Origin of the sequence: Algibacter lectus, assembly GCF_004368925.1 — a bacterium.
GTDB classification, from domain to species: Bacteria; Bacteroidota; Bacteroidia; order Flavobacteriales; family Flavobacteriaceae; genus Algibacter; species Algibacter lectus.
Genome location: NZ_SORL01000008.1, coordinates 249,367 through 272,336, shown reverse-complemented (window position 1 = coordinate 272,336; position 22,970 = coordinate 249,367). Strand labels below are relative to the sequence as shown.

Sequence of the window (22,970 nt, the reverse complement as noted above, 5' to 3'; positions counted from 1 at the left end):
ATTATTATCAATATTACATAGCTACTAAATCTCCAGTAATATCTTTAGAAGGTAAATTAGATTTACCCATTAAATATAAATCTACTTGTCTTGCAGCTTCTCTACCTTCAGAAATAGCCCAAACAATTAAAGATTGCCCACGGCGCATATCTCCAGCAGCAAATATTTTTGACACATTGGTTTGGTATTTACCGTATTCTGCTTTGTAGTTAGAACGGGCATCTTTTTTAATACCTAATTTATCTGCTAATGTGCTTTCTGGCCCTGTAAAACCTAAAGCTAATAACGCTAAATCACAAGGCCAAGTTTTTTCGGTACCTGCAATTTCAATAAGTTGTGGACGTTCTCCAGGAACCATTTTCCATTCCACATTTACAGTTTTTAAAGCGGTTAGTTTACCACTGTCATCTTTTATGAATTCTTTGGTATTAATTAACCAGTTACGCTCAACGCCTTCTTCGTGAGAAGAAGATGTTTTTAACTGTAATGGCCAGAAAGGCCAAGGTGTTGTTGGTGAACGGTGTCCTGGTGGTTTCGGCATAATTTCAAAATTAACTACCGATTTTGCACCATGACGGTTAGAAGTTCCAACACAATCCGATCCTGTATCACCACCACCAATAACAATGACGTTTTTGTCGGTTGCTAATACTTGGTCTTTTACTTCTTTACCTAGCACCACTTTAGTTTGTTGTGTTAAGAAATCCATAGCTTGTACTACGCCATCTGCATCTGCACCAGGTGTTGGTAAACCTCTTCTCTCGGTTGCTCCACCACATAATACTATAGAATCAAAAGCTTTTAAATCTTTAACATCGTAGTTTACACCAACGTTTACATTGGTTTTAAATGTGATACCTTCAGCTTCTAATATTTTTACACGACGATCGATAATTCCTTTTTCCATTTTGAAATTAGGAATTCCGTAGCGTAATAATCCACCAACTTCATCGTCACGTTCAAAAACAGTAACGGTGTGTCCAGCTCTATTTAATTGTTGAGCTGCAGCTAAACCAGCAGGGCCAGAGCCTACAACGGCTACAGTTTTTCCTGTTCTAGTTTTTGGTGGTTGTGGTTTAATCCAGCCTTCTTTAAAAGCACGCTCTACAATATTTTTTTCAATATTCTCGATAGAAACGGGATCTTCAATAATACCTAATACACACGATTTTTCACATGGAGCAGGACATAAACGACCTGTAAACTCCGGGAAATTGTTAGTAGAGTGTAATAGCCAAGAGGCTTTTTGCCACTCACCTTGGTGTACCATATGGTTAAAATCTGGTATTAAATTACCAAGTGGGCAACCACTATGGCAAAAAGGAATACCACAATCCATACAGCGAGAACCTTGTTTGGTAATCTCTTCTTCTTTTAACGGAACGGTAAATTCTTTATAATCCTTAACACGATCTGCTACGGGCGTGTAAGTTTCATCTTGTCTTTCAAATTCTTTAAATCCTGTTACTTTTCCCATTTCCTATCCTATTGTTAATTCTTCTACCATTGGTTCTTCAGTTGCTAAGCGTATTAAAGCGCTTTTGTATTCTGTTGGCATAACGCGAACAAAATTCTTTAAGCTTGTATCCCAATCTTCTAGTAATCGTTTACCTAATTTACTGTCGGTATATGTTACATGTTTTTGAATTGTTGCTTTTAAATCTTCTGCATCGTTTCCTGTAATATCTTCAAACTCGATGGTTTCAGTATTACAAAGTCCGTTTACAAATTTGTTTTCTGGATCGTAAACATAAGCAATACCACCACTCATACCAGCTGCAAAGTTTCTTCCTGTAGATCCAAGAACAACAACTTTACCACCTGTCATGTATTCACAACAGTGATCACCTACACCTTCTACAACTGTAGTTGCTCCAGAGTTTCTTACTGCAAAACGTTCTCCAGCAATACCGTTAATGTATGCTTCACCTTGTACGGCTCCAAATAAACACACGTTACCAACTATAATGTTGTTTTCGGCTAGGAAGTCTGCTTTAGCAGGTTTCTTTACAATTAATTTAGCTCCAGATAAACCTTTACCTAAGTAATCGTTGGTATTTCCGTCGACCATAAATGTTAAACCGTGTGCGCCAAAAGCTCCAAAGCTTTGTCCGGCAGAACCTGTAAACTTAATGTTTAAAGTGTCTTCTGGTAAACCAAGGTGTCCGTAAATTTTAGAAATTTCGTTACTTACAATGGCTCCAACAGAGCGGTCTGTGTTTTTTATTGGGTATGATAAGTTCATTTTTTCTTTTCTGTAAAGTGCGCGATGCGAATCTTTAAGAATTCTGAAATCAATAACATTATCTAAATTATGATCTTGTTGCTCGGTGTTTTTAACAGACATTGACTTGTATGCCTCTGGTCTGTGTAAAATAGCCGATAAATCTAAACCTTTTGCTTTGTAGTGGTTTATAGCTTTGTTTGAATTGATTTTGTGCGTTTGCCCAACCATTTCTCCTAAAGTTCTAAAACCTAATTGCGCCATAATACCTCTTAATTCTTCTGCGATATAGTAGAAGAAGTTAATAACGTGTTCTGGTGTGCCTTTAAAGTTTTTACGCAACTCTTTGTCTTGAGTTGCGATACCAACAGGGCATGTATTTAAATGACATTTACGCATCATGATACATCCAGATGCTACTAATGGTGCAGTTGCAAATCCAAATTCTTCAGCTCCTAATAAAGCTGCAATTGCAACATCACGACCTGTTTTTAATTGGCCATCACATTCTACAACAATACGGCTTCTAAGGTTGTTTAAAACTAATGTTTGTTGTGCTTCGGCTAAACCAAGTTCCCAAGGTAAACCAGCGTGTTTTAAAGAGGTAAGAGGAGATGCTCCTGTTCCTCCATCATAACCAGAAATAAGAACTACATCTGCTTTTGCTTTAGAAACACCAGCTGCAATAGTACCTACACCAACTTCTGAAACTAATTTTACATTAATTCTAGCTTCACGGTTTGCATTTTTTAAATCGTAGATAAGCTGCGCTAAATCTTCAATAGAATAAATATCGTGATGTGGTGGTGGTGAAATTAAACCAACAAAAGGTGTTGAGTTTCTTGTTTCAGCAATCCAAGGCAATACTTTATGTCCTGGTAACTGTCCACCTTCTCCAGGTTTTGCGCCTTGAGCCATTTTTATTTGAATCTCTTTCGCACTTGTTAAATAGTGAGAGGTTACCCCAAAACGACCAGAAGCTACTTGCTTAATAGCAGAGTTTCTGCTGTCGCCATTACTATCTTTTTGGAAACGTCTACGATCTTCTCCACCTTCACCAGAATTAGATTTACCTCCAATACGGTTCATGGCAATGGCTAAGTTTTCGTGTGCTTCACGAGAAATAGACCCATAAGACATAGCACCTGTTTTGAATCGTTTAACGATTTCAGTCCATGGTTCTACTTCATCTAAAGGAATTGGATCTAAGTTGTCGAATTCAAACAAACCACGAATGGTCATTAAATTTTCCGACTGTTCGTTTATTGCCTTTGCGTAAACATCATAACTAGCCTGGTCGCTTAAACGAACGGCTTGTTGAAGTTTAGCAACTGTTGTTGGGTTGAATAAGTGACGTTCGCCATTTCTTCTCCAACGGTAATCGCCACCAATATTTAAACCTAAGTTTTTATCAATAGTATTATCTGGGTAGGCTTGTTTATAGCGTTCGTTAATTTCTTTTTCAATTTCATATAAACCAATACCTTCAATTCTAGAAGCGGTGTATGGGAAATATTTTTCAACAAATTGAGAGTTGAAACCAACAATTTCGAAAATTTGGGAACCTCTATATGAGTGTAATGTTGAGATTCCAATTTTGTTCATTACTTTTAAAATACCTTTTCCAATCGCTTTGTTGAAGTTGTCAACTGCTTTTTGCTCGTCCATATCAGTAATGAAGCCTTCTTTAACTTGCATTCTAATAATTTCGTTTACCATATATGGATTTACAGCAGATGCGCCATAACCAAATAAAGTAGCAAAATGGTGTGGTTCACGTGGTTCTGCAGATTCGATAATAATATCGAAGTAAGAGCGCTTACGTAAACGGTTTAATTGGTGGTTTATGTAAGAACAAGCTAGTAAACAAGGTATTGGAGCAAACTCTTGATTAACACCTCTGTCCGAAAGAATAATGATGTTTGTTTTGCGGTCTAATGCCTTTTCAACTTGTACTACAATAGCCTCCAAAGCATCTTCTAGACCGTTAAGACCTTGTGCTTTTGGATATAAAATTTGAATAGTTTCAGCTTTAAAAGCTTCTATTGAAATGTTTCTTATCTTTTCTAAATCGGCGTTAGAAATTACCGGATTTTGAATTCTTAATTTTCTACATTGTCTATCTGTAATGCTGAAAATGTTTCTGTCCTTTCCAAGATTTAAACTAATGTCTGTTACAATCTCTTCACGAATACCATCTAAAGGTGGGTTTGTTACTTGCGCGAATAATTGCTTAAAGTAGTTTGAAATAAGTTGAGGTCTATCCGATAAAACCGCTAATGGTGTATCGATACCCATAGAGCCTAAAGCTTCTTTTCCAACAATTGCCATTGGTGTAATAACTTCTTGAATATCTTCAAACGTATAGTTAAATAAACGTTGTCTTGTTTTGATATCAATAGTTTCTATTGGGCAAGTTTCGTTGTTGTAAGGAACATCTTTTAAATGTAAGCGTGTTTTGTCCAACCATTCTTTATATGGTCTTTCTGAAACAATTTTACTTTTTATTTCTTCATCTTCGATAATACGGCCTTTGTTCATATCTACCAAGAACATTTTTCCTGGCTCTAAACGTCCGTGTCTTTCAACATCTTCAGGGGCAATATCAACCACACCAATTTCTGATGACATGATTAATTTACCGCTTTTAGTTACGGTATATCGAGATGGTCTTAAACCATTTCTGTCTAATAAAGCCCCAACATAATCACCGTCTGTAAAAGGTACAGATGCCGGACCATCCCAAGGTTCCATGATACAAGCGTTATATTCGTAAAAAGCTTTACGCTCTTCAGACATGGTAGCGTGTTTCTCCCATGCTTCAGGAATCATCATCATCATGATTTCTGGTAACGATCGTCCTGTGTGTGTTAATAATTCAACCACCATATCCATAGAAGCCGAATCGGATTTTCCTGGAAGGATAATTGGGAATAATTTATCTATTTGCGGTCCGAAAACATCAGATTTCATGATTTCTTCACGAACACGCATTCTACTTACGTTTCCACGAAGGGTGTTAATTTCACCATTCTGGCACATGTATCTAAACGGTTGTGCTAACTCCCAAGTTGGCATAGTATTCGTTGAGAAACGTTGGTGAACTAGCGCTAAACGAGTTACTAAATCTATTTGTTGTAAATCTGTATAGTATGGTCCAATATCTTCAGGCATAATAATACCTTTATATATTAACGTGCTAGTAGAGAAACTTGGTACGTAGAAGTAGTTGCTTTCAGAGATTTTAGACTGGCTAATTGTATGCTCTGTTATCTTTCTAGCAGCGTATAATTTAGCTCTAAAATCAGCATCGGTAATATCTTCTGTTTTACCAACAAATAACTGCTCAATATTAGGTTCAGATGCTAAGGCAATAGGTCCTAATTGAGATGAGTCTACAGGAACTTCTCGCCATCCTAAAATAGAAAGTCCTTGAGTTTTTATTTCGTTTTCGAAAGTGGTTTTACAAAAATTATATTGGTTGGCCACCTTTGGTAAAAATACCATACCAACGGCATATTCTCTTTGTTCTGGAATATTGAAATCGCATACGCGTTTAAAATAGTCGTGTGGAATATCAATTAGTAAACCAGCACCATCACCAGTTTTTCCGTCGGCACTAACGCCACCGCGGTGTTCTAATTTTACTAGAATTTCTAACGCGTCGTGAATGATTTGATTTGTTTTTTCTCCTTTAAGATTACAAATAAAACCAGCGCCACAGTTTTCGTGTTCAAATTCCGGTAAATAGAGTCCTTGTTTCTTCAGCATAATCGTTTAAAAACTTGAGTTGAATTGTAAAGATATGTACTCCTATTTAATATACCATAACCGCAAATCATTATTTCGATTTTTTAGGCGAAGCGAAGATTAAAATAGGTATATATCAATAATATCTCTGTTTTTTAATAAATACTCAATTCGGTTTTTTTAGTCAATATTGTAGATATATGAATTAATGGTAAAGTTTGGTGGCTTTAATAGAAAGAATGCTATAATTTTTTGTAAAAGACTGACAATAATTCAAACAATGTGTTTGTTGAAAAATCAAAAAATAAAAATATTTATGAAGATACCCCTAAAAAATTAGGGATAAAATTGAGTAATTGATAAAAGTTAACGAATTACCCCTATTTTTTGAGGGGTTTAAAATATTTTGCCATAGTTTTGAGGTGTTCTTAACGAATAAACCAATAACTTATAACTTTAAAATAAACACAATTATGAAAAAATTTATCACACTTTCAATGCTTTTTGTTGCTGCAATAGGTTTTGCTCAAGAAGATGAGGAGTCAAAATTATCTGTAAGCGGTAGTATTGATGCTTATTACCAAACTAACTTAACTACTTCTGATGATTTAGGTCAAAGTTTTGGGACATCTTTCGCAAATAGAACTGGATTTGCTCTTGGTATGGCGAACGTTATTGCTTCTTATGAAGGTGAAAAAACAGGTATGGTTGCAGATTTAGTATTTGGCCCAAGAGGTGTAGATGCTGCTGGTGGAGATAATGATCTTTACGTTAATCAACTTTATGCATACTGGAATGTGTCTGAAGGTACAACTTTAACAATGGGACGTTTTAATACGTATTTGGGTTACGAAGTTATTTCTCCAGTAGGAAACTTTAACTACAGTACATCTTACTTGTTCTCTAGCGGACCTTTTTCTCACCTAGGTTTAAAAGCTGATTTTGCTTTATCTGATGACTTTAGCTTAATGTTAGCTGTTATGAATGCTACTGATGTTTATGATAACATGACAGGGGATTACGCTTTAGGTGCTCAATTAGGGTATGCTGGACAATTCTTAAACTTTTATTATGATAATGATACTGTTTTAGGTTTTGAAATTGACTATACAGGTGGATTCGATTTATCTGATGACTTTTTCTTAGGAATAAACGCTGCTTACCAAACTAGTGATGATGCTGGCTTTTATGGAGCTGCTTTATATCCACAGGTTGCAGCTTCTGAATCTTTTACAGTAGGATTAAGAGGAGAGTATTTTGGTTTACATGCTAAAGATGTTGATGATTTACCAAGTGTATTTGCTGCAACTTTAACAGGTAGTTATACTTTAGAAAATTTAACTATCAAGCCAGAAATAAGATTAGATTCTTGGAGTAATGATATGCCTTACTTAGATTCTGATGCTGCAGCAACAGATAACTTAGCTGCATTTACTTTAGCTGCTATCTACTCTTTCTAAGTTTAAAATATTATAAATCCTCGTTTTTAAAACGGGGATTTAATAGTGCTATTATTAACTAACCAAAAAAAATATAATATGATGTCAATATTAAATTTACCTTTATTAATTCAAGATACCGCTGCTATTGAAGGCGATATGGGGATGATGTGGATGCTAATCTCTGGTATTCTGGTATTCTTTATGCAAGCAGGTTTTTTCTTAGTTGAGTCTGGAATGACAGATTCTAAGAATGCTGTAAACATTGCCATGAAAAACTTCCTAGATATTGCAGTAGGTTCTTTAGCCTTCTGGTTTATAGGATACTCTTTAATGTACGGAGCAGATCAAGGTGGTGGATTTTTCCACTGGGGAGGTTTTACATTCTCTCAAGGAGCTGCCGATTTATTCTTCCAAACTGTATTTGCTGCAACTGCTGCAACTATTGTTTCTGGTGCTGTAGCCGGAAGAACAAAATATACAACTTACGCTATTTTTAGTATTGTTTTAACTGCTTTTATTTACCCTATCGCTGGTGGTTGGGAATGGAACGGTGGTTGGTTAAACAACACTGATGGTATTATGCCTGCTGAATTTATCGATTTTGCTGGATCATCTATTGTTCACTCTGTTGGTGGATGGGCTGCACTTGTTGCTGCTTGGATGGTAGGTCCTAGAATTGGAAAATTCTTAGATGGTAAGCCTGTTGAAATGCACGGTCATAACCAAATGTATGCTACTTTAGGTGTATTTATCCTTTGGTTAGGATGGTTCGGTTTTAATGGTGGTTCTCAATTAGCTTGGGGTGGTGACGATGCTACTGCAGCTTCTCAAGTTGTTTTAGTAACAAACTTAGCTGCTTCTGCTGGTGCTTTGGGTGCTTTACTTTTAACATGGATTAAAAATGGAAAACCAAACTTAAGTATGACTTTAAATGGTGCACTTGCTGGTTTAGTAAGTATTACTGCTGGTTGTGGAAACATGAGCGAAGGTGGAGCTGTATTAGCTGGTCTTGTTGGTGGTCTTCTAGTTGTGTTTTCAATTGGTTTTGTAGAAAAAACATTAAAAATTGATGATGCTGTAGGTGCTATTTCAGTACACGGTATTTGTGGTGCTTGGGGAACTTTAGTTATAGGTCTTTGGGGTATCGATGGTGATGCTGGAATTGGAATCTTTAATGGAGGTGGCGCTGCTCAATTAGGAGCGCAAGCTATTGGAGTTTTAGCTTACGCAGCTTGGGCTATTGTTTTATCTTTTGTTTTCTTATTTATTATGAAGAAAACTATTGGATTAAGAGTTACAGAGAAAGAAGAAATTGCTGGTCTTGACTGGACAGAGCATGGATCTATCGCTTACCATGGTAAGAGACAAAGAGAAATCGACGAAGAATAAAAACTATTATTTACTATAAATGATTAAAAAGATGCCTCAAAAAGGCATCTTTTTAAGCGTTTATGATAATTCAAAAAAACCTTTTGAACTTCTAGTTTTATAGAATTCAAATAATTTTTACCTTAACAAACTAAACATATTTAAGAAATGAAATTATGAAAAAAATTGAAGCCATTATTCGGAAATCCAAATATCGTGTAGTGAAAGAAGCTTTGCATGATGTTGGTGTGATATTTTTCTCTTACTGGGACGTAACTGGTCTTGGTAATGAAAAGGAAGGGCATGTTTATCGTGGTGTTAGTTATAGTACTAGTGATATACAACGTAGATATTTATCTATAGTTGTAAATGATGATTTTGCCGATGTTACTGTAAAAACAATTATTAACTCTGCTGGAACAGGAGAAGTTGGTGATGGTAAAATATTTGTATCAGATGTACAAGAGTGTTACAGAATTAGAACCGGAGAAAAAGGGAGTGACACATTAAAATAAATAACACAATTAAACTAACAAAATGGAATTACTTACAATAAATAATGTATGGATGATGATCTGTACGGCCTTGGTTTTCTTTATGCATACTGGTTTTGCATTTTTAGAAATTGGGCTAACAAGGCAAAAGAACACATTAAACATATTATTTAAAAATATTCTTATAATAACTATCGGCTTACTTCTTTACTGTTTAGTAGGTTTTAATTTAATGTACCCTGGAGAATTTAATGGATTCATTGGTTTTGCAGGCTTTGGTTTAGAGGCTCCGTTAACTGCGGAAGGTGCTTTAGATTTAACATATAATGAAGGTTATACGTATTGGACAGATTTCTTGTTTCAAGGTATGTTTGCTGCAACTGCTGCAACTATTGTTTCTGGAGCTGTTGCCGAACGTATGAAAATTGGACCTTTTATGATTTTTACTATTATCTATGTTGGGTTGGTTTATCCAATTGCTGGTTCATGGAAATGGGGTGGCGGATTTTTAGATCAATTAGGTTTTTACGATTTCGCGGGTTCTACCTTAGTGCATTCTGTAGGTGGTTGGGCAGCAGTAGTTGCTGTTTTCTTATTGGGGCCGCGTATTGGTAAATTTAAAAATGGAGAACCTCAGGCTATTCCTGGTCATAATATACCGTTAGCAACTGCAGGTGTTTTAATTCTTTGGTTAGGATGGTTTGGTTTTAATGGAGGGTCTGTGCTTTCTGCAAATCCAGAATTAACATCTTTAACTTTAGTAACAACATGTTTAGCTGCTGCAGCTGGTGGTGTAGTTGCTGCTTTATTTACTTTTATTAAATACAAAAACCTAGATTTAACCATGTTTTTAAATGGTATTTTGGGTGGTTTAGTTGGTATTACTGCTGGCGCAGATGTTATGTCTCCAACAAGTGCTATTATTATTGGTGCTGTAGCAGGTATACTTATTGTTTTAGCTGTTAGTTGTGTAGATGCTTTAAAACTTGATGATCCTGTAGGTGCTATTGCGGTACACTTAATTTGTGGTATTTGGGGAACTTTAGCAGTAGGTATCTTTTCTACAAACCCAGAACATAACTTTTTAGCGCAATTAATTGGTGTAGCTTGTTACGCTGTTTTTTGTTTAGTAACCTCTTTTATTATTATATTTACCTTGAAGAAGGTTGTTGGTATTAGAGTTTCTGAGAAAGAAGAGCTTGAAGGTTTAGATGCTCATGAGCATGGCATGGAAGCTTATCCAGATTTTAGATCTAACGATCACTAGAAGAGAACTATTTAACTGATCAATTATATTATTTTAAAAAGGTGTTTTGCTTTATGCAAAACACCTTTTTTGTTTGAGGGATTTTTTAGATGTTATTGTTTGGCTATTGAGTGTGTTTTTGGTTATTTATTTGGCGTGTAAGGATAGTGTTTGCAAGGTTAAAACTATCGTTGCGATATGTGCGCAAGGGATAGTAGTGAAAAGCCCACAGCTGCCGCAATGGTAATTGCGGTGGCGCGGACTTGTAGCGTATAGCCCGACCCTTTTGGGTTGCGCCCTAATAAAAATAATAGAAGATGTTTTAACGTAAAAAAGCCCCCATAGTTGGAGGCTTTTTGTATTTAATTTGAATGTTTTATTATGCAGAGTTTCTACTTGCATTAATGTTTCCGAATAATGAACGGGTAACAATTTTTTCAAATATTTTAATTTGTTCTTCGTCTCTAACTTCGGCTTTTTCTAATTCTTGAATCTTTTTAAGCGCGTATTGTTGTATGGTTAACAATGGTAATACAATAGATTCGCGAACTTGAATAGAGGCACGGCCTGCTGGCTCGTTTTCCATGAGTTCTTTATAGCCAGTTAGTTTTAAAAGTAGCGATTTTGTTGATAGGTATTCGTTATAAATAATATCCCAAAATGCGCCAAACTCTTCGTCTTTAGACATGTATTTTGTTAAATCGAAAAACGATTTAGTTAAAGACATCATACTGTTTTCTAACAGGGTCTTAAAGAATTTTGAGTTTTTGTATAGTTGCTCAACTTTATGGAATTCTCCACGATCTTCGTAGGCTTTTAATGCTTTGCCAACGCCAAAGAATCCAGGTACGTTTTGTTTTAACTGACTCCAAGAGCCTACAAAAGGAATGGCTCTTAAATCTGAAAAGACTAACTTATCTGATGTGCCTCGTTTTGATGGACGAGAACCAATATTTGTTTTTGCATAGTATTTTAAAGTACTCATGCGCTCCAAATATGGTATAAACATGGCGTGACCTTTAAAGTCTTTGTAAGCAGTGTAACTTGTTTCGGCTAGATCGTTCATTACAATTTTGTCTTCTTCGCTCATGGCTTCGTTGTTTTTGCCAATGCGGTTAGAAATACCAGAACTTATTAATTGTTCTAGATTGTATTGAGATGAGTCTAGAGTTCCGAAATTAGAACTTATAGTTTGTCCTTGTATGGTTAATTGTACTTCTTTGTCCTCGATTGTTGGGCCTAAAGAAGAGTAAAATTGGTGTGTTTTTCCGCCACCACGCGCAGGAGGTCCTCCACGACCATCAAAGAAAATAGCTGTAATATCGTATTTTCTAGAAATAGCTGTTAAGCGCTCTTTGGCTTTGTAAATACCCCAGTTTGCCATAAGATATCCACCATCTTTTGTTCCGTCAGAGAAACCTAGCATAATAGTTTGTTTGTTTCCTCTTTTTTCTAAATGCGCACGGTAAGCAGGATTGCTGTAAAGTTGCTCCATAACGTCTGGCGCGTTTTCTAAATCTGGAATGGTTTCAAAAAGTGGACCAACATCTACCGTTAAATCATCTTGGAATGCTACTAATTTTAGCATTGCAAAAAGTTGCATAACGTTTAATGCGGTTTGGTTGTTGCTAATAATGTAACGGTTTGCACCGCGCTCACCATTGGTTTTCTGTATTTTCTTGATAGCCTTAATGGTTTTAAGCGTGTTGCTTACCATTTCGTCTTCAAAAACATCGATATCAATTTTATCTCCACTTACTTCTGATAAAATTTTAACTTGCTCATCATCGGATAAGTCGTGATAATTTTTAGGGAACGATGGGTGATTGTTTTCTATTAATTTATCGATAACTGTAGTAAACACGGTGTGGTGAATACGGCTATCTTGCCTAATGTCTAAGGTTGCAAAGTTGAAACCGAAAAGATTAATTTTATTAATTAAGCTGTTAATTTCGTTAATGTAAAGCGATTGGTGATCAGCTTCGATAACGTCTCTAATGCTTAATAATTCGTTAAGCAGCTCATCGGCTGTAATTGTTTTTTCCGTGTTTAAGTTTATACTAAAGTTGTATAAAATTGTTTCTAACTTAATAACGCGCTCTTCTACACCTCTAAACGTAAGTTTACGTCTTAGGTTTTTTAAATCGGCGTAGTACTTTTTAAGTATAGCTTGTTTTAATTTTTTAGCAACTTTTATTGTTGTGTTTGGTTTTACAAACGGGTTTCCGTCTCTATCACCACCTGGCCAGAAGCCAATGTTAATTATTTCGTTGTGCTTTTGAGTATCGTCGTAAATGTTAGTTTGGATATAGTTGTAAATATCTCCAAACGATTTATAAAATACGTTTTCTAAATACCAAATTAAGCTTTTTGCCTCATCATAAGGTGTTGGTTTTTCACGTTTAAAGAAAGGTGTTTTTCCTAATTGTGCAAACAAATCGTTAATGCCATTTAGGTTGTTTTCTTTAACCGCTTTCGATAAATCGGTAATGATACCTAAAACTGAACCTGGGTAAAATTGTGTAGGGTGAGCTGTTAATACAATACGTACTTTAAACTCTTCTAGGTATTGTTGAAGCGCTTCTAATTGGTTTTCTGAAGTTGCTTTTTCTTTAAGGTGTCTAAGTGTACCAATACCATCCATATTATTTACAATAGGGAAAGCAGCATCTTCAATAGCATCAAACAATACTACTTGGCGCTCTATGTATTGGATAAAACGGAATAATAGGTTTATTTGGCTTTCTTCAGATCTACGACCTTGATATTTTTGGAAAAATGTATCTACAATGGTTGTTGGATTGTCGCCTTGGGCGAATCCTTTTTCGCAAGTTTCGTGAAACAACGGTAATAATACACCGGTTTTTGTAATAGTATCAAAAGGAAGTGTCATAAAAATACTATTGTAAATTTGGTATTTAGACAACACACTTTGATTAAATCGTGTTAATTTTGGCTCTACAGACATTTTTTTCTTTCTATTCTAAAATTAAAACATAAAAGTACTAAAGGAAATCTTAAAGAACGAAGGGTGTTTGAAGTTTTGTCAATTTTTGTTGTTTGTAGATTCCTTATTATGAATAATTAAAAAAAAAGTTGATAATGCCATATTCTTTATAATGGCAAATAGCAGAATTTTAAGCTTTTCTTTATAAGAAGATTCAGAAATAAAAACATTGTACGTTATTAAAGTATGATATATGTCATTTTTATCAATCTATTCCTAGTCTACATTTGTTGATTAATTCAATTAATATGAAAAACACACATTCATTTCATATTCCTGTTATGGGAATAGGATTTACAATAGATACTCCTTTAAAAGTTGCTCAATACGGTATGGATTCTGTGATTTCTTTGGTAGATGATATTCTACTTGAAAAATTACGAAAAATGTATAGCGAAAAGTTTGAGGTGCCTTACCATGAAATTTCGGATAAAATAGAAGATTTTAGGGCAAAAAGAATTACTTCTTATTTAAATTTAATTAGCGATTTAGCGGGCAAGAAATTTGAAGAATTAAAAAATGTTTCTGCAGAAAAAAGCGAAGAACTTTTTAATTATGTCAGCATGTTGCCCGATGGTTCTAAAATGAAGGCTGAATTTGAAAAACTAACGTCTAAAGAATTAGATTTCTCTAAGGTTAAAAACTGGGTGAGTAACAATTTATCTATGGGCGCGATTGACGTTAATATCATGACTAAAGTTGATAAAGATAACTATATAAAAGATGAAAAATTACCTGTAGAATTTAACGATGCACATGCGGCGTTACGTGGTTTTGCTAACAGTAAATTAAACTCGTCTGTAGTGCTTTCTGCTGGTATGAATCCTAGATTATATGCGTATATGTCTCAGTTTAATGATTTCTTTCCAGATGAAAACGGTGCGTTTAAAAAGCGTATTATTTTAAAGGTTAGTGATTATAGATCGGCCTTAATTCAAGGAAAATTTTTAGCTAAAAAAGGCTTATGGGTTTCGGAATATAGAATAGAGTCTGGTTTAAATTGTGGCGGTCATGCTTTTGCTACAGAAGGGTATCTTTTAGGGCCTGTTTTGGCAGAGTTTAAAGCGCATAGAGATGAGCTTCAAAAAACAATTTATAGTGTTTTAAGTCAGGAGCTTTTAAATCAAAATAAACCTATACCAAACCAAGAATTAAACTTTGAAATTACTGCACAAGGTGGTGTTGGAACTTTTGAAGAGCATGAGTTTTTAATGAAGCATTACAACTTAGATTCTGTAGGTTGGGGTAGCCCGTTTTTGTTAGTTCCAGAAGCTACAACTGTAGATAAAGATACGCTGAGTAAATTAGCTAAAGCTGAAGAAGGCGACTTGTATTTAAGTGATGTTTCTCCGTTAGGTGTGCCTTTTAATAATTTAAAAGATAATACAAAAGATGCGGAAAAGCAGGTTAGGATTGATAAAGGTAGACCAGGAAGTTCGTGCCCAAAGAAATTTGTAGCCATGAACAAAGAGTTTAAGGAAACAGGTGTTTGTACGGCATCTAGAGAATATCAACATTTTAAAATAAAAGCTTTAAAAGACCAAGAATTATCTCCGGAAGATTATCAAAACCAATACAATAAAATTATTGAAAAATCTTGTACTTGCGTTGGTTTGGGTACTTCTGCGCTTTTGGCTTACGGGTTAGATACAAAAACGGAAGGCGAAGGTGTTTCTGTTTGTCCGGGGCCTAATATAGCATATTATTCTAAGGTAATGAGTTTAAAAAACATGACCGATCATATTTACGGGCGAGATAATATGGTTTCTAGAACAGACAGACCTAATTTGTTTGTTAAAGAGCTTGATATTTATATCGATTTCTTAAAAAACAAACTAGCTGAGGCTCGAGTGTCGATGAATAAAAAAGAAGAAAAATACTTATTGAATTTTACAAAGAACATGAAAGCCGGCGTGGCGTATTATCAATCGCTTTTTAATGATGTAAAAAATGAATTTGTAGATATTAAGGCATCTGTTTTGTCTGAACTTTTTAAAGGAGAATTAACGTTAAACGAGATTCAATTAGAAATAGAAAGCTTAACTATTAAAGCTTAAACTTAAAGCGTTTTGTGGTTTTTCGCAAAACGCTTTTTGTATTTTGACATTTATTTAAGAGTTTACTTAACAATAATTTAATGATTTTATAAAAAGAATGCTGGTTTTTTATTCTCATGTTTTTTTTATGGTATTCTGAATTTAATACGCATTTTAATTAAGATATTTGCAGTTAAATGAGGATTACTATGGATTTGGTGAAAGAAATACAACGCTTAAAAAAAGAGAAGAATGCCGTTATTTTGGCGCACTATTATCAGGTGCCAGAAATACAAGATATTGCCGATTATGTTGGTGATAGTTTAGGTTTGTCTCAAAAAGCTGCTGAAACCGATGCTGATATTATTGTGTTTGCAGGTGTGCATTTTATGGCGGAAACTGCAAAGATTTTAAACCCATCTAAAACAGTTGTTTTACCAGATTTGAATGCAGGTTGTTCTTTAGCCGATTCTTGTCCTCCAGAAGATTTTGCTGCGTTTACTAAAAAACACCCAGACCATGTGGTGATTACTTATGTAAACTGTTCGGCTGAAATTAAGGCGCTAAGTGATATTGTTTGTACATCTTCCAATGCATTAAAAATAGTGCAATCTATACCAAAAGAAACACCTATTATATTTGCTCCAGATAGAAATTTAGGACAATATATAATAAACGAAACGGGTCGTGATATGCTACTTTGGGATGGTAGTTGTATTGTGCACGAAGCATTTTCAATCGATAAATTAATTGAATTACATAAGAAATATCCAGAGCATAAAATTATAGCACATCCAGAATCTGAAACTCATATTTTAGATACGGCTACTTATATTGGTTCTACCTCTGGGATGATAAACTTTGTTAGAGAGCATGCTAACGAGAAATTTATTGTAGCTACCGAAGCAGGAATTTTGCACAAAATGCAAGAAGAAATGCCAGATACAGAATTAATTCCGGCGCCAGCCAAGGAAGATAATACTTGTGCTTGTAGTGAATGTCATTTCATGAAAATGAATACCATGCAGAAATTATATGATTGTTTGCTTAACGAATCGCCACAGATTGATGTTGACGAGAAAATTCGTGAACGTGCATTATTGCCAATTGAGCGTATGTTAGAACTTTCAAAATAATATGATAAAGGCAGACTATTTAGTAATTGGTTCAGGTATTGCAGGGTTAACTTTTTCGGTTAAAATTGCAGAGAAATTCCCCGAGAGAAATGTTGTTATTGTAACAAAAGCTTCCGAGGAAGAATCTAATACTAAATATGCTCAAGGTGGTGTGGCTATTGTTTTAAACCACGAAAAAGATTCGTTTAAAAAGCATGTAGACGATACGTTAATTGCGGGCGACGGACTTTGTAGCAAGGAGGTTGTGGAAATGGTTGTAAACGAAGGGCCAGATCGATTAAAAGAATTACTAGAGTGGGGCGCTAATTTTGATGAAGATGCTAGTGGAAACCTAGATTTAGGTAAAGAAGGTGGTCACTCAGAATTTCGTATTGTACATCATAAAGATATTACTGGTTTTGAGATTGAAATGGCTTTATTAAAGCGTGTACATCAATTACCAAATATTACTTTATTACCGCATCATTTTGCTATCGATTTAATTACAAACCATCATATTAAAAAGCTTAAGCCTTTGGAAAAGGGCTGTTATGGTGCTTATGTTTTAAATCAAAAATCGGGTGAAATTTTTACTATAAAAGCTAAGAGTACATTATTAGCTTCTGGCGGCATTGGTCGTGTTTACGGGCATACTACCAATCCGGTTATTGCTACAGGAGATGGTATTGCTATGGCGTACCGTGCCAAAACTAAAATTTCCGATATGGAGTTTGTTCAGTTTCATCCTACAGCTTTGTATGATGTGCGTGGCGATCAATCTTCTTTTTTAATATCTGAGGCTGTACGTGGTTTTGGAGCGTATTTACGCGACAAAAATGGACATCGTTTTATGCCTGATTATGATGATCGTGCCGAATTAGCGTCGCGCGATATTGTGTCTCAAAGTATTGATAGTGAGCTTAAAAAATCGGGGGAAACACATGTGTTTTTAGATTGTTCTCATTTAGATATTGATGCTTTTAAAGCACATTTCCCTAATATTTACCAAAAATGTTTAGATAACCATATTGATATAAAAACAGATTGGATTCCTGTGGTGCCAGCTTCACATTATTTGTGCGGTGGTATTGATGTAGATATGGATGGAAAAACATCTATTAAAAATCTATTTTCTTGTGGAGAATGTACTAAAACAGGACTTCATGGCGCAAATAGGTTGGCATCAAACTCTTTGCTAGAGGCTATGGTTTATGCACATAATATTTTTAAATTTCATAGCAAAAATACTTTAGAAACTTTTGATTTAGATATTCCTGACTGGGATGATAAGGGTACAACTATTGCTAAAGAGCACGTTATTATTCAGCATAATTTAAAACAACTACAAGCTATAATGCGCGATTATGTGGGTATTGTACGTAGTGATGATAGGCTTAAGAGTGCTATTAAGCGATTAGACTTAATTTATGATGAGGTAGAGGCTTTTTATAAAAAATCGAAAATAACGACCTCGTTGTGTGAATTGCGTAACATGCTAAATGTTGCTCATTTAATTGTAAACCAATCTATAGAGCGCAAGGAAAATAAAGGTGGGTATTTTAATATTGATAATGTTTAATACGAAGTTTTAAACTAAGCAATTTTTAAAATATTATCATCTGGGAAACAATGCGTATATATTCTTTCGAATAATAAATCTTGATTTAAAGGTTTGGTAATGTAATCACACATACCTAGTTTTAGAACGTGTGCTCTAGTTTCGTCTATAGCATCTGCTGTTATCGCTATAATTGGGATACCCGCTATAACAGAGCCTAAACTACCGCTTTTGATAATAGATGTGGCTTCGTAACCATCCATAATTGGCATTTGTAAATCCATCAAAATAATATCAAAAGTTTCGGTTTTAAGCATTTCTATGGCTTCTTTTCCGTTGTTGGTAACTGTGAATGAAATATTTTTTTTGGTCTTTAAAATTCTAGATAAAACCATTTGGTTTATCTTGTTGTCTTCTGCTATTAAAATTTTCAAAGGTTTGTCTTTGTGGGAGTTAATAATGCTTTTTACTGCGGGTTGTTCTTCTGAGATGTAACGGAAGTTTAAATTAATAAATACATTTGTACCTTGGTTTATTTTGCTACTAATTTTTATTTCGCCATCAAATAGTTTAACAATATGGTAAACTATGGTTAAGCCCAGGCCAATACCACCAAATTCACGTTTATGGTTTAGTCGCATTTGACTGAAACTTTCAAATACATTGTTTATGGAATTCTGGTCTATGCCAATACCTGTGTCCGAAATTTGAATAGAAAACTGGCAGGTGTCGGTATTTATTTCATTACAAATCAGCTTAAAATAAATGTTGCCTTTATCAGTAAATTTCAAAGCGTTAGCCAACACATTATTTATTACTTGTACAAAGCGTGTGGAGTCGGCTAGTATTTTTTTAGGAATTCTGTTATCTAAATCAAACTTGTAGTCGAGTCCTTTTTTCTCTGCTTCAATTTTCCAATTGTCGCTAATCTCTTGTAGTTGAATGGCAGGATTGAAAACGGTAGGACTGAGGTGTAATTTATCATTTTCAATTTTTTCAAAATCAATAATATCATTCACGTTACTTAGTAAGCTTAACGATGCGTTTTTTATAATTTCGAAAGATTCGTTTGTTTTTTTGTTTTTTTGTCGGCCTAATTCAATTTCAGCAATACCCATAATGGCGTTAATAGGTGTTCTAAGTTCGTGGCTCATGTTAGACATAAAATAGGTTTTAAGTTCACCTATTTCTTCCGATTTTATTAGCGCCTCCTTTTGTAATTTTTCTTTTTGAATGCGCATGTATTTTATCAGGTTCGTCATGGAAAGCGATAGGAAAATCACCTCTAAACCAGAGCCGAATTTAGAGCTATTCAGTGTGAAAAAGTTGTTTGGTAGCAGGCTTAGGTTGTTCATAACAAAACCTAATAAGCCAATTACTAAAAACAAAATACCAAAAGAGAAATAAGGATCTATTTTAATGCGTTTATAACGTAATGTAAATACACTAGATAAAATTAAAATTAAGCTGTATAAGCCATTTAAGTTACTTATTGGGTAGGCAATTTCTAAAGATTTCGAGTTTACAAATAGCAATGTAAACAAGAACGCTATAATGCCATAAGCCACGTAGTATGCCGTTTTAAAAGATTTTAAATACGTATCTACTTGTAAAAAGTATTCGCAATATTTAAGCAGGTAGAAGTTAGAGAATAGGGCGGTTATTAATACTATTCGGCTATTAAGAAAGCTTGCATCTGTAAAAATATACTCGTGTATAAAACCATCTAATGCTGCTTGCATAAAGCAAATTGAAAATACATAGATACCATAATACAAAAAGGCTTTTTCTTTTATGGTGCTATAAAAAAATAAGTAAATAATACCGGCTAAAAGGAGTAGTCCATAAAAAAGACCTAAAAATAATTGTTGGAAGTAATTTGTTTTCCAAAAAGAGGCTTCACTGTATACATTTAAGGGTAGGTTTATGGTTTCTCCATCACTTTTTAGATGAATATAAATTTGTTGTGTTTCATTTGGAGGTAAATTGATTTTAAAAATTGTAGACCTGTGGTTTACCTGTTTGTCTTTAAAATCTATTTGATCGCCACTTTTAAACACTTTAGTTTCGGCTTTCGAAATTTGATAAAGTTCTGCATAATCGGTTACAGGGCGTCCGGTTTCTAAATAGTAGGTTTTAGATTCTGTGCCACTGTTTTCGAGTTTAAAACGAATCCAATAACTATCAGATGTAAAACCAACACTTTGGTTGTTCGATTCTAAGTTTTCAAAATGGAGTAGTGGACTTTGGGTAACATCGTTAAGGCTTATGTTTAAGCTGCCTGCGTTGGTAAATTGGGCATATTCATATAACTCTCCTTTGCTCTTTTCTGGAAAATAGATGTCATCTTGAGCGTACAGGCATAGACTGAATAAGTAGATTAAAGCTAAAAACTGTTTCATGTAGGGGTAGGCATTAAACAGGTCAAACATAAGTAATAAAAGTCTATAATTGAATTTTATTAACATTAATATTGCGTTTTAACGTTTAAAAATGTATTTCAACGATATATTTTTTGAGTATAAATTCTTTCAATACGATATTTTTTGAAATAAATTTCGTGTTTAATAGGCTTAATGTAATGATGTGAAAAAAGCAGCACCTAATCCCTCAATTAGATGCTGCTTTTAAAAAACGTATTTAGGTTAAGTATTATTTACTTAGCATAAGGAGTTCGTTACAAACAATTTCGGTTACGTAACGTTTAGTGCCATCTTTATCATCGTAACTACGGTTTGTTAATTTACCTTCTATGGCAATTTCTTTTCCTTTTGTAACATAGTTTTCAACAACCTTTACAAGGCCGCCTCTAACCACAATATTGTGCCAGTAAGCACGCTCTACTTTGTTGCCATTTTTGTCTTTGTAACTATCGTCGGTAGCTAGCGAAAATTTCGCCATTTTATTACCATCGGTAAAATTTACAATTTCTGGGTCTTGCCCTAATCTACCAATCAACTGTACTTTGTTTCTAAGTGCATTCATAATTTAAATTTTTTAATGCTTACCATCTATAGTAAGCTCGTTAAACAGTTAATACTATTGAACCTCAATGGTTTCAACACTGCAAATATCTAACAGCTTGCAAATTTTATTCGGTAATTAATTGCTTAAAATCGTTTGTAAATGCTTGTAGTCGTTTGTAAATGGATAAGTCTTTTAATAAATAAAGTATGAAATAGGTGTCTAATTAACTGATGTAGAACTAAAATGAATTTTAATATGGCTTCTGTTTTATTTTTTTTTGAGTATGTTAGCGTTATAGGAGTTGGACTGTGTAGTTTGTACGATTGTTATGTGTTATTAGGTGAAAAATGAAATATAGAGAATTAGGGTGCTTTTTTGTTTTAAGTGTTATAATCGTTTTGCTTAGTCTTGATGTAGGGATGTTTTGGGATAATGTACTTTACGGCTCTAAAATAGGAAATCACTTAATTCAAAATTCTCTATTTAGATGGGATTCTATTCCTGTGTCGATTGATAATGGACACCCTCCTTTTTTAGCAACCCTATTAGCTAGTGGTTGGGTGTTGTTTGGTAAATCATTATCAATATCACATTGGATGATGCTCCCTTTTATTTTCGGATTGTTATACCAACTATATTATTTTGTATGTTTTTTTGTAGAAGGAAAATATTTAAAAATAGCAGCTTTTATTTTAGTGCTTGCCGATCCAACATTGTTATCTCAATTAGTACTAATAAGTCCCGAAATATTTCATTTATTCTTCTTCTTTTTGGCTTTAAATTCAATTTTACGGAATAATATTTTTTTCAAAATATTAGGTCTTTCTTTATTGGGGATTGTAACGTTTAGAGGGATGATGCTTTGTTTTGGGGTTTTTCTTATTGATGCATTAATTTTTACAGTAATTAAGAAACAAAAAATTCAATATTTTTTTTCAAAGGAAGTTCTTCTAACATATTTAGTTGCCGCTACTCCAGCTTGTCTGTATGTGGCTTGGAGATATGTTACCAAGGGTTGGTTGATTTCCCATCCACTACAAACGTGGGGCAATGCACTAGAGTTTTCTTCGATTCTTGATTTTTTAAGAAATTTCGGAAGAAATATTCTTGTATTGGGGTATCAATTTACTGATTTTGGAAGAATTGTGTTATTATTATTTATAGTTGGTACATTTTGCATTAAAAGAAAAACAATAGATTGGAAAAAATATAATTATTTATTGATTATAAGCGTTTTTTCAACTAGTGTTATATATTCAACTAGTTTAATAATTAGAAATACAATGGGGCATAGGTATTTCGTGATTTCATATGTAGCGTTGGCTCTATTAGCATTTATGCTTATTATGGAGTATAGAGCGAAAAAAATTATTTTTTCAGGTATGTTGGTTAGTTTGTTGTTAGGTAACTTAATTGTGTATCCCGATACATTTGCACAAGGATGGGATGCCTCTTTGGCTCATTTATCATATTGGCCTATTCGTAAGGAAGCTATAAATTATATGGAGGAAAAAGGAATCCCTATTGGAAAAACAGCATCGTTTTTTCCAAATAGCACATCAATAGATAATATTGATCTTAATGGAGATATCAGGGCGTTTGAAGGTTATTCAGGAGATGAGACTTATGTGTTTTATTCTAATGTTTATAATTTAAGTGATGAAGAGTTGCAAGAACTCCAGGAAAATTATTATACATTAAAATTATTTAAAAAAAACAATGTAAGAATTGAAATAATGATGAAAATAGCTAGGTAGTATAGT

General features: G+C 34.2%; 13 protein-coding genes. 8 read left to right on the top strand and 5 right to left on the bottom strand.

Translation table 11 applies throughout. The features are described 5' to 3' along the window. Nucleotides 1-13: 13 nt before the first annotated feature. Both DFQ06_RS09635 and gltB read right to left on the bottom strand, forming a co-directional pair. Nucleotides 14-1,477 (bottom strand): glutamate synthase subunit beta, encoded by a 1,464-nt coding sequence (locus tag DFQ06_RS09635; protein WP_133967438.1) that lies wholly within the window; start codon nucleotides 1,475-1,477, stop codon nucleotides 14-16. A gap of 3 nt (nucleotides 1,478-1,480) precedes the next feature. Continuing rightward, nucleotides 1,481-5,995, bottom strand: coding sequence for a glutamate synthase large subunit (gene gltB, locus DFQ06_RS09630; protein ID WP_231961830.1), 4,515 nt, complete (start codon nucleotides 5,993-5,995; stop codon nucleotides 1,481-1,483). A gap of 452 nt (nucleotides 5,996-6,447) precedes the next feature. Here gltB and DFQ06_RS09625 point away from each other — a divergent pair, with 452 nt between their 5' ends. From DFQ06_RS09625 to DFQ06_RS09610, 4 genes are all read left to right on the top strand, one after another. Continuing rightward, nucleotides 6,448-7,434 carry an outer membrane beta-barrel protein gene (locus DFQ06_RS09625; RefSeq protein WP_042496780.1) on the top strand — a complete coding sequence of 329 codons (987 nt, stop codon included), beginning with the start codon at nucleotides 6,448-6,450 and terminating at the stop codon, nucleotides 7,432-7,434. Between the two features lie 81 nt (nucleotides 7,435-7,515). Beyond that, a complete protein-coding gene (locus tag DFQ06_RS09620; protein WP_042502734.1) occupies nucleotides 7,516-8,805 on the top strand; it encodes an ammonium transporter in 1,290 nt (429 codons plus the stop codon). Nucleotides 8,806-8,960: 155 nt separating this feature from the next. After that, nucleotides 8,961-9,299, top strand: a complete 339-nt coding sequence (locus tag DFQ06_RS09615; RefSeq protein WP_042502472.1) for a P-II family nitrogen regulator — start codon at nucleotides 8,961-8,963, stop codon at nucleotides 9,297-9,299. A 22-nt stretch (nucleotides 9,300-9,321) separates the two neighbouring features. Then, nucleotides 9,322-10,545 carry an ammonium transporter gene (locus tag DFQ06_RS09610; RefSeq protein WP_042502474.1) on the top strand — a complete coding sequence of 408 codons (1,224 nt, stop codon included), beginning with the start codon at nucleotides 9,322-9,324 and terminating at the stop codon, nucleotides 10,543-10,545. A 358-nt stretch (nucleotides 10,546-10,903) separates the two neighbouring features. Here DFQ06_RS09610 and DFQ06_RS09605 read toward each other — a convergent pair whose 3' ends face one another. Further along, nucleotides 10,904-13,492 (bottom strand): phosphoenolpyruvate carboxylase, encoded by a 2,589-nt coding sequence (locus DFQ06_RS09605; RefSeq protein ID WP_074936841.1) that lies wholly within the window; start codon nucleotides 13,490-13,492, stop codon nucleotides 10,904-10,906. A gap of 287 nt (nucleotides 13,493-13,779) precedes the next feature. Here DFQ06_RS09605 and DFQ06_RS09600 point away from each other — a divergent pair, with 287 nt between their 5' ends. The 3 genes from DFQ06_RS09600 (at nucleotide 13,780) to nadB (ending at nucleotide 18,261) form a co-directional block, all read left to right on the top strand. Next, a complete protein-coding gene (locus DFQ06_RS09600) occupies nucleotides 13,780-15,588 on the top strand; it encodes a hypothetical protein (RefSeq protein ID WP_162857639.1) in 1,809 nt (602 codons plus the stop codon). Nucleotides 15,589-15,764: 176 nt separating this feature from the next. Beyond that, the gene (gene nadA / locus DFQ06_RS09595) at nucleotides 15,765-16,703 is read left to right on the top strand and encodes a quinolinate synthase NadA (protein ID WP_394345340.1); all 939 of its coding nucleotides are present in this window, start codon (nucleotides 15,765-15,767) and stop codon (nucleotides 16,701-16,703) included. A 1-nt stretch (nucleotide 16,704) separates the two neighbouring features. Beyond that, on the top strand, nucleotides 16,705-18,261 hold the full coding sequence (gene nadB / locus DFQ06_RS09590) for an L-aspartate oxidase (protein ID WP_074936848.1): 1,557 nt from the start codon (nucleotides 16,705-16,707) through the stop codon (nucleotides 18,259-18,261). 14 nt (nucleotides 18,262-18,275) lie between these two features. On the opposite strand, the gene DFQ06_RS09585 is transcribed toward nadB, so the two are convergent. After that, the gene (locus DFQ06_RS09585) at nucleotides 18,276-20,642 is read right to left on the bottom strand and encodes a hybrid sensor histidine kinase/response regulator (protein ID WP_159140057.1); all 2,367 of its coding nucleotides are present in this window, start codon (nucleotides 20,640-20,642) and stop codon (nucleotides 18,276-18,278) included. Between the two features lie 250 nt (nucleotides 20,643-20,892). Next, entirely contained in the window at nucleotides 20,893-21,225 is a 333-nt protein-coding gene (locus DFQ06_RS09580) for a single-stranded DNA-binding protein (RefSeq protein WP_042496414.1), read from the bottom strand. Nucleotides 21,226-21,554: 329 nt separating this feature from the next. Between DFQ06_RS09580 and DFQ06_RS09575 the strand changes: the two genes are divergently transcribed. Continuing rightward, the gene (locus DFQ06_RS09575) at nucleotides 21,555-22,964 is read left to right on the top strand and encodes a DUF1444 domain-containing protein (protein WP_133967434.1); all 1,410 of its coding nucleotides are present in this window, start codon (nucleotides 21,555-21,557) and stop codon (nucleotides 22,962-22,964) included. The last annotated feature ends 6 nt before the right edge of the window (nucleotides 22,965-22,970 follow it).

Bases quoted from the DNA above. Each gene is read 5' to 3' on its own strand.
- DFQ06_RS09635 (WP_133967438.1), bottom strand. From the start codon at position 1,477: ATGGGAAAAGTAACAGGATTTAAAGAATTTGAAAGACAAGATGAAACT.
- gltB (WP_231961830.1), bottom strand. From the start codon at position 5,995: ATGCTGAAGAAACAAGGACTCTATTTACCGGAATTTGAACACGAAAAC.
- DFQ06_RS09625 (WP_042496780.1), top strand. From the start codon at position 6,448: ATGAAAAAATTTATCACACTTTCAATGCTTTTTGTTGCTGCAATAGGT.
- DFQ06_RS09620 (WP_042502734.1), top strand. From the start codon at position 7,516: ATGTCAATATTAAATTTACCTTTATTAATTCAAGATACCGCTGCTATT.
- DFQ06_RS09615 (WP_042502472.1), top strand. From the start codon at position 8,961: ATGAAAAAAATTGAAGCCATTATTCGGAAATCCAAATATCGTGTAGTG.
- DFQ06_RS09610 (WP_042502474.1), top strand. From the start codon at position 9,322: ATGGAATTACTTACAATAAATAATGTATGGATGATGATCTGTACGGCC.
- DFQ06_RS09605 (WP_074936841.1), bottom strand. From the start codon at position 13,492: ATGTCTGTAGAGCCAAAATTAACACGATTTAATCAAAGTGTGTTGTCT.
- DFQ06_RS09600 (WP_162857639.1), top strand. From the start codon at position 13,780: ATGAAAAACACACATTCATTTCATATTCCTGTTATGGGAATAGGATTT.
- nadA (WP_394345340.1), top strand. From the start codon at position 15,765: ATGAGGATTACTATGGATTTGGTGAAAGAAATACAACGCTTAAAAAAA.
- nadB (WP_074936848.1), top strand. From the start codon at position 16,705: ATGATAAAGGCAGACTATTTAGTAATTGGTTCAGGTATTGCAGGGTTA.
- DFQ06_RS09585 (WP_159140057.1), bottom strand. From the start codon at position 20,642: ATGAAACAGTTTTTAGCTTTAATCTACTTATTCAGTCTATGCCTGTAC.
- DFQ06_RS09580 (WP_042496414.1), bottom strand. From the start codon at position 21,225: ATGAATGCACTTAGAAACAAAGTACAGTTGATTGGTAGATTAGGGCAA.
- DFQ06_RS09575 (WP_133967434.1), top strand. From the start codon at position 21,555: ATGAAATATAGAGAATTAGGGTGCTTTTTTGTTTTAAGTGTTATAATC.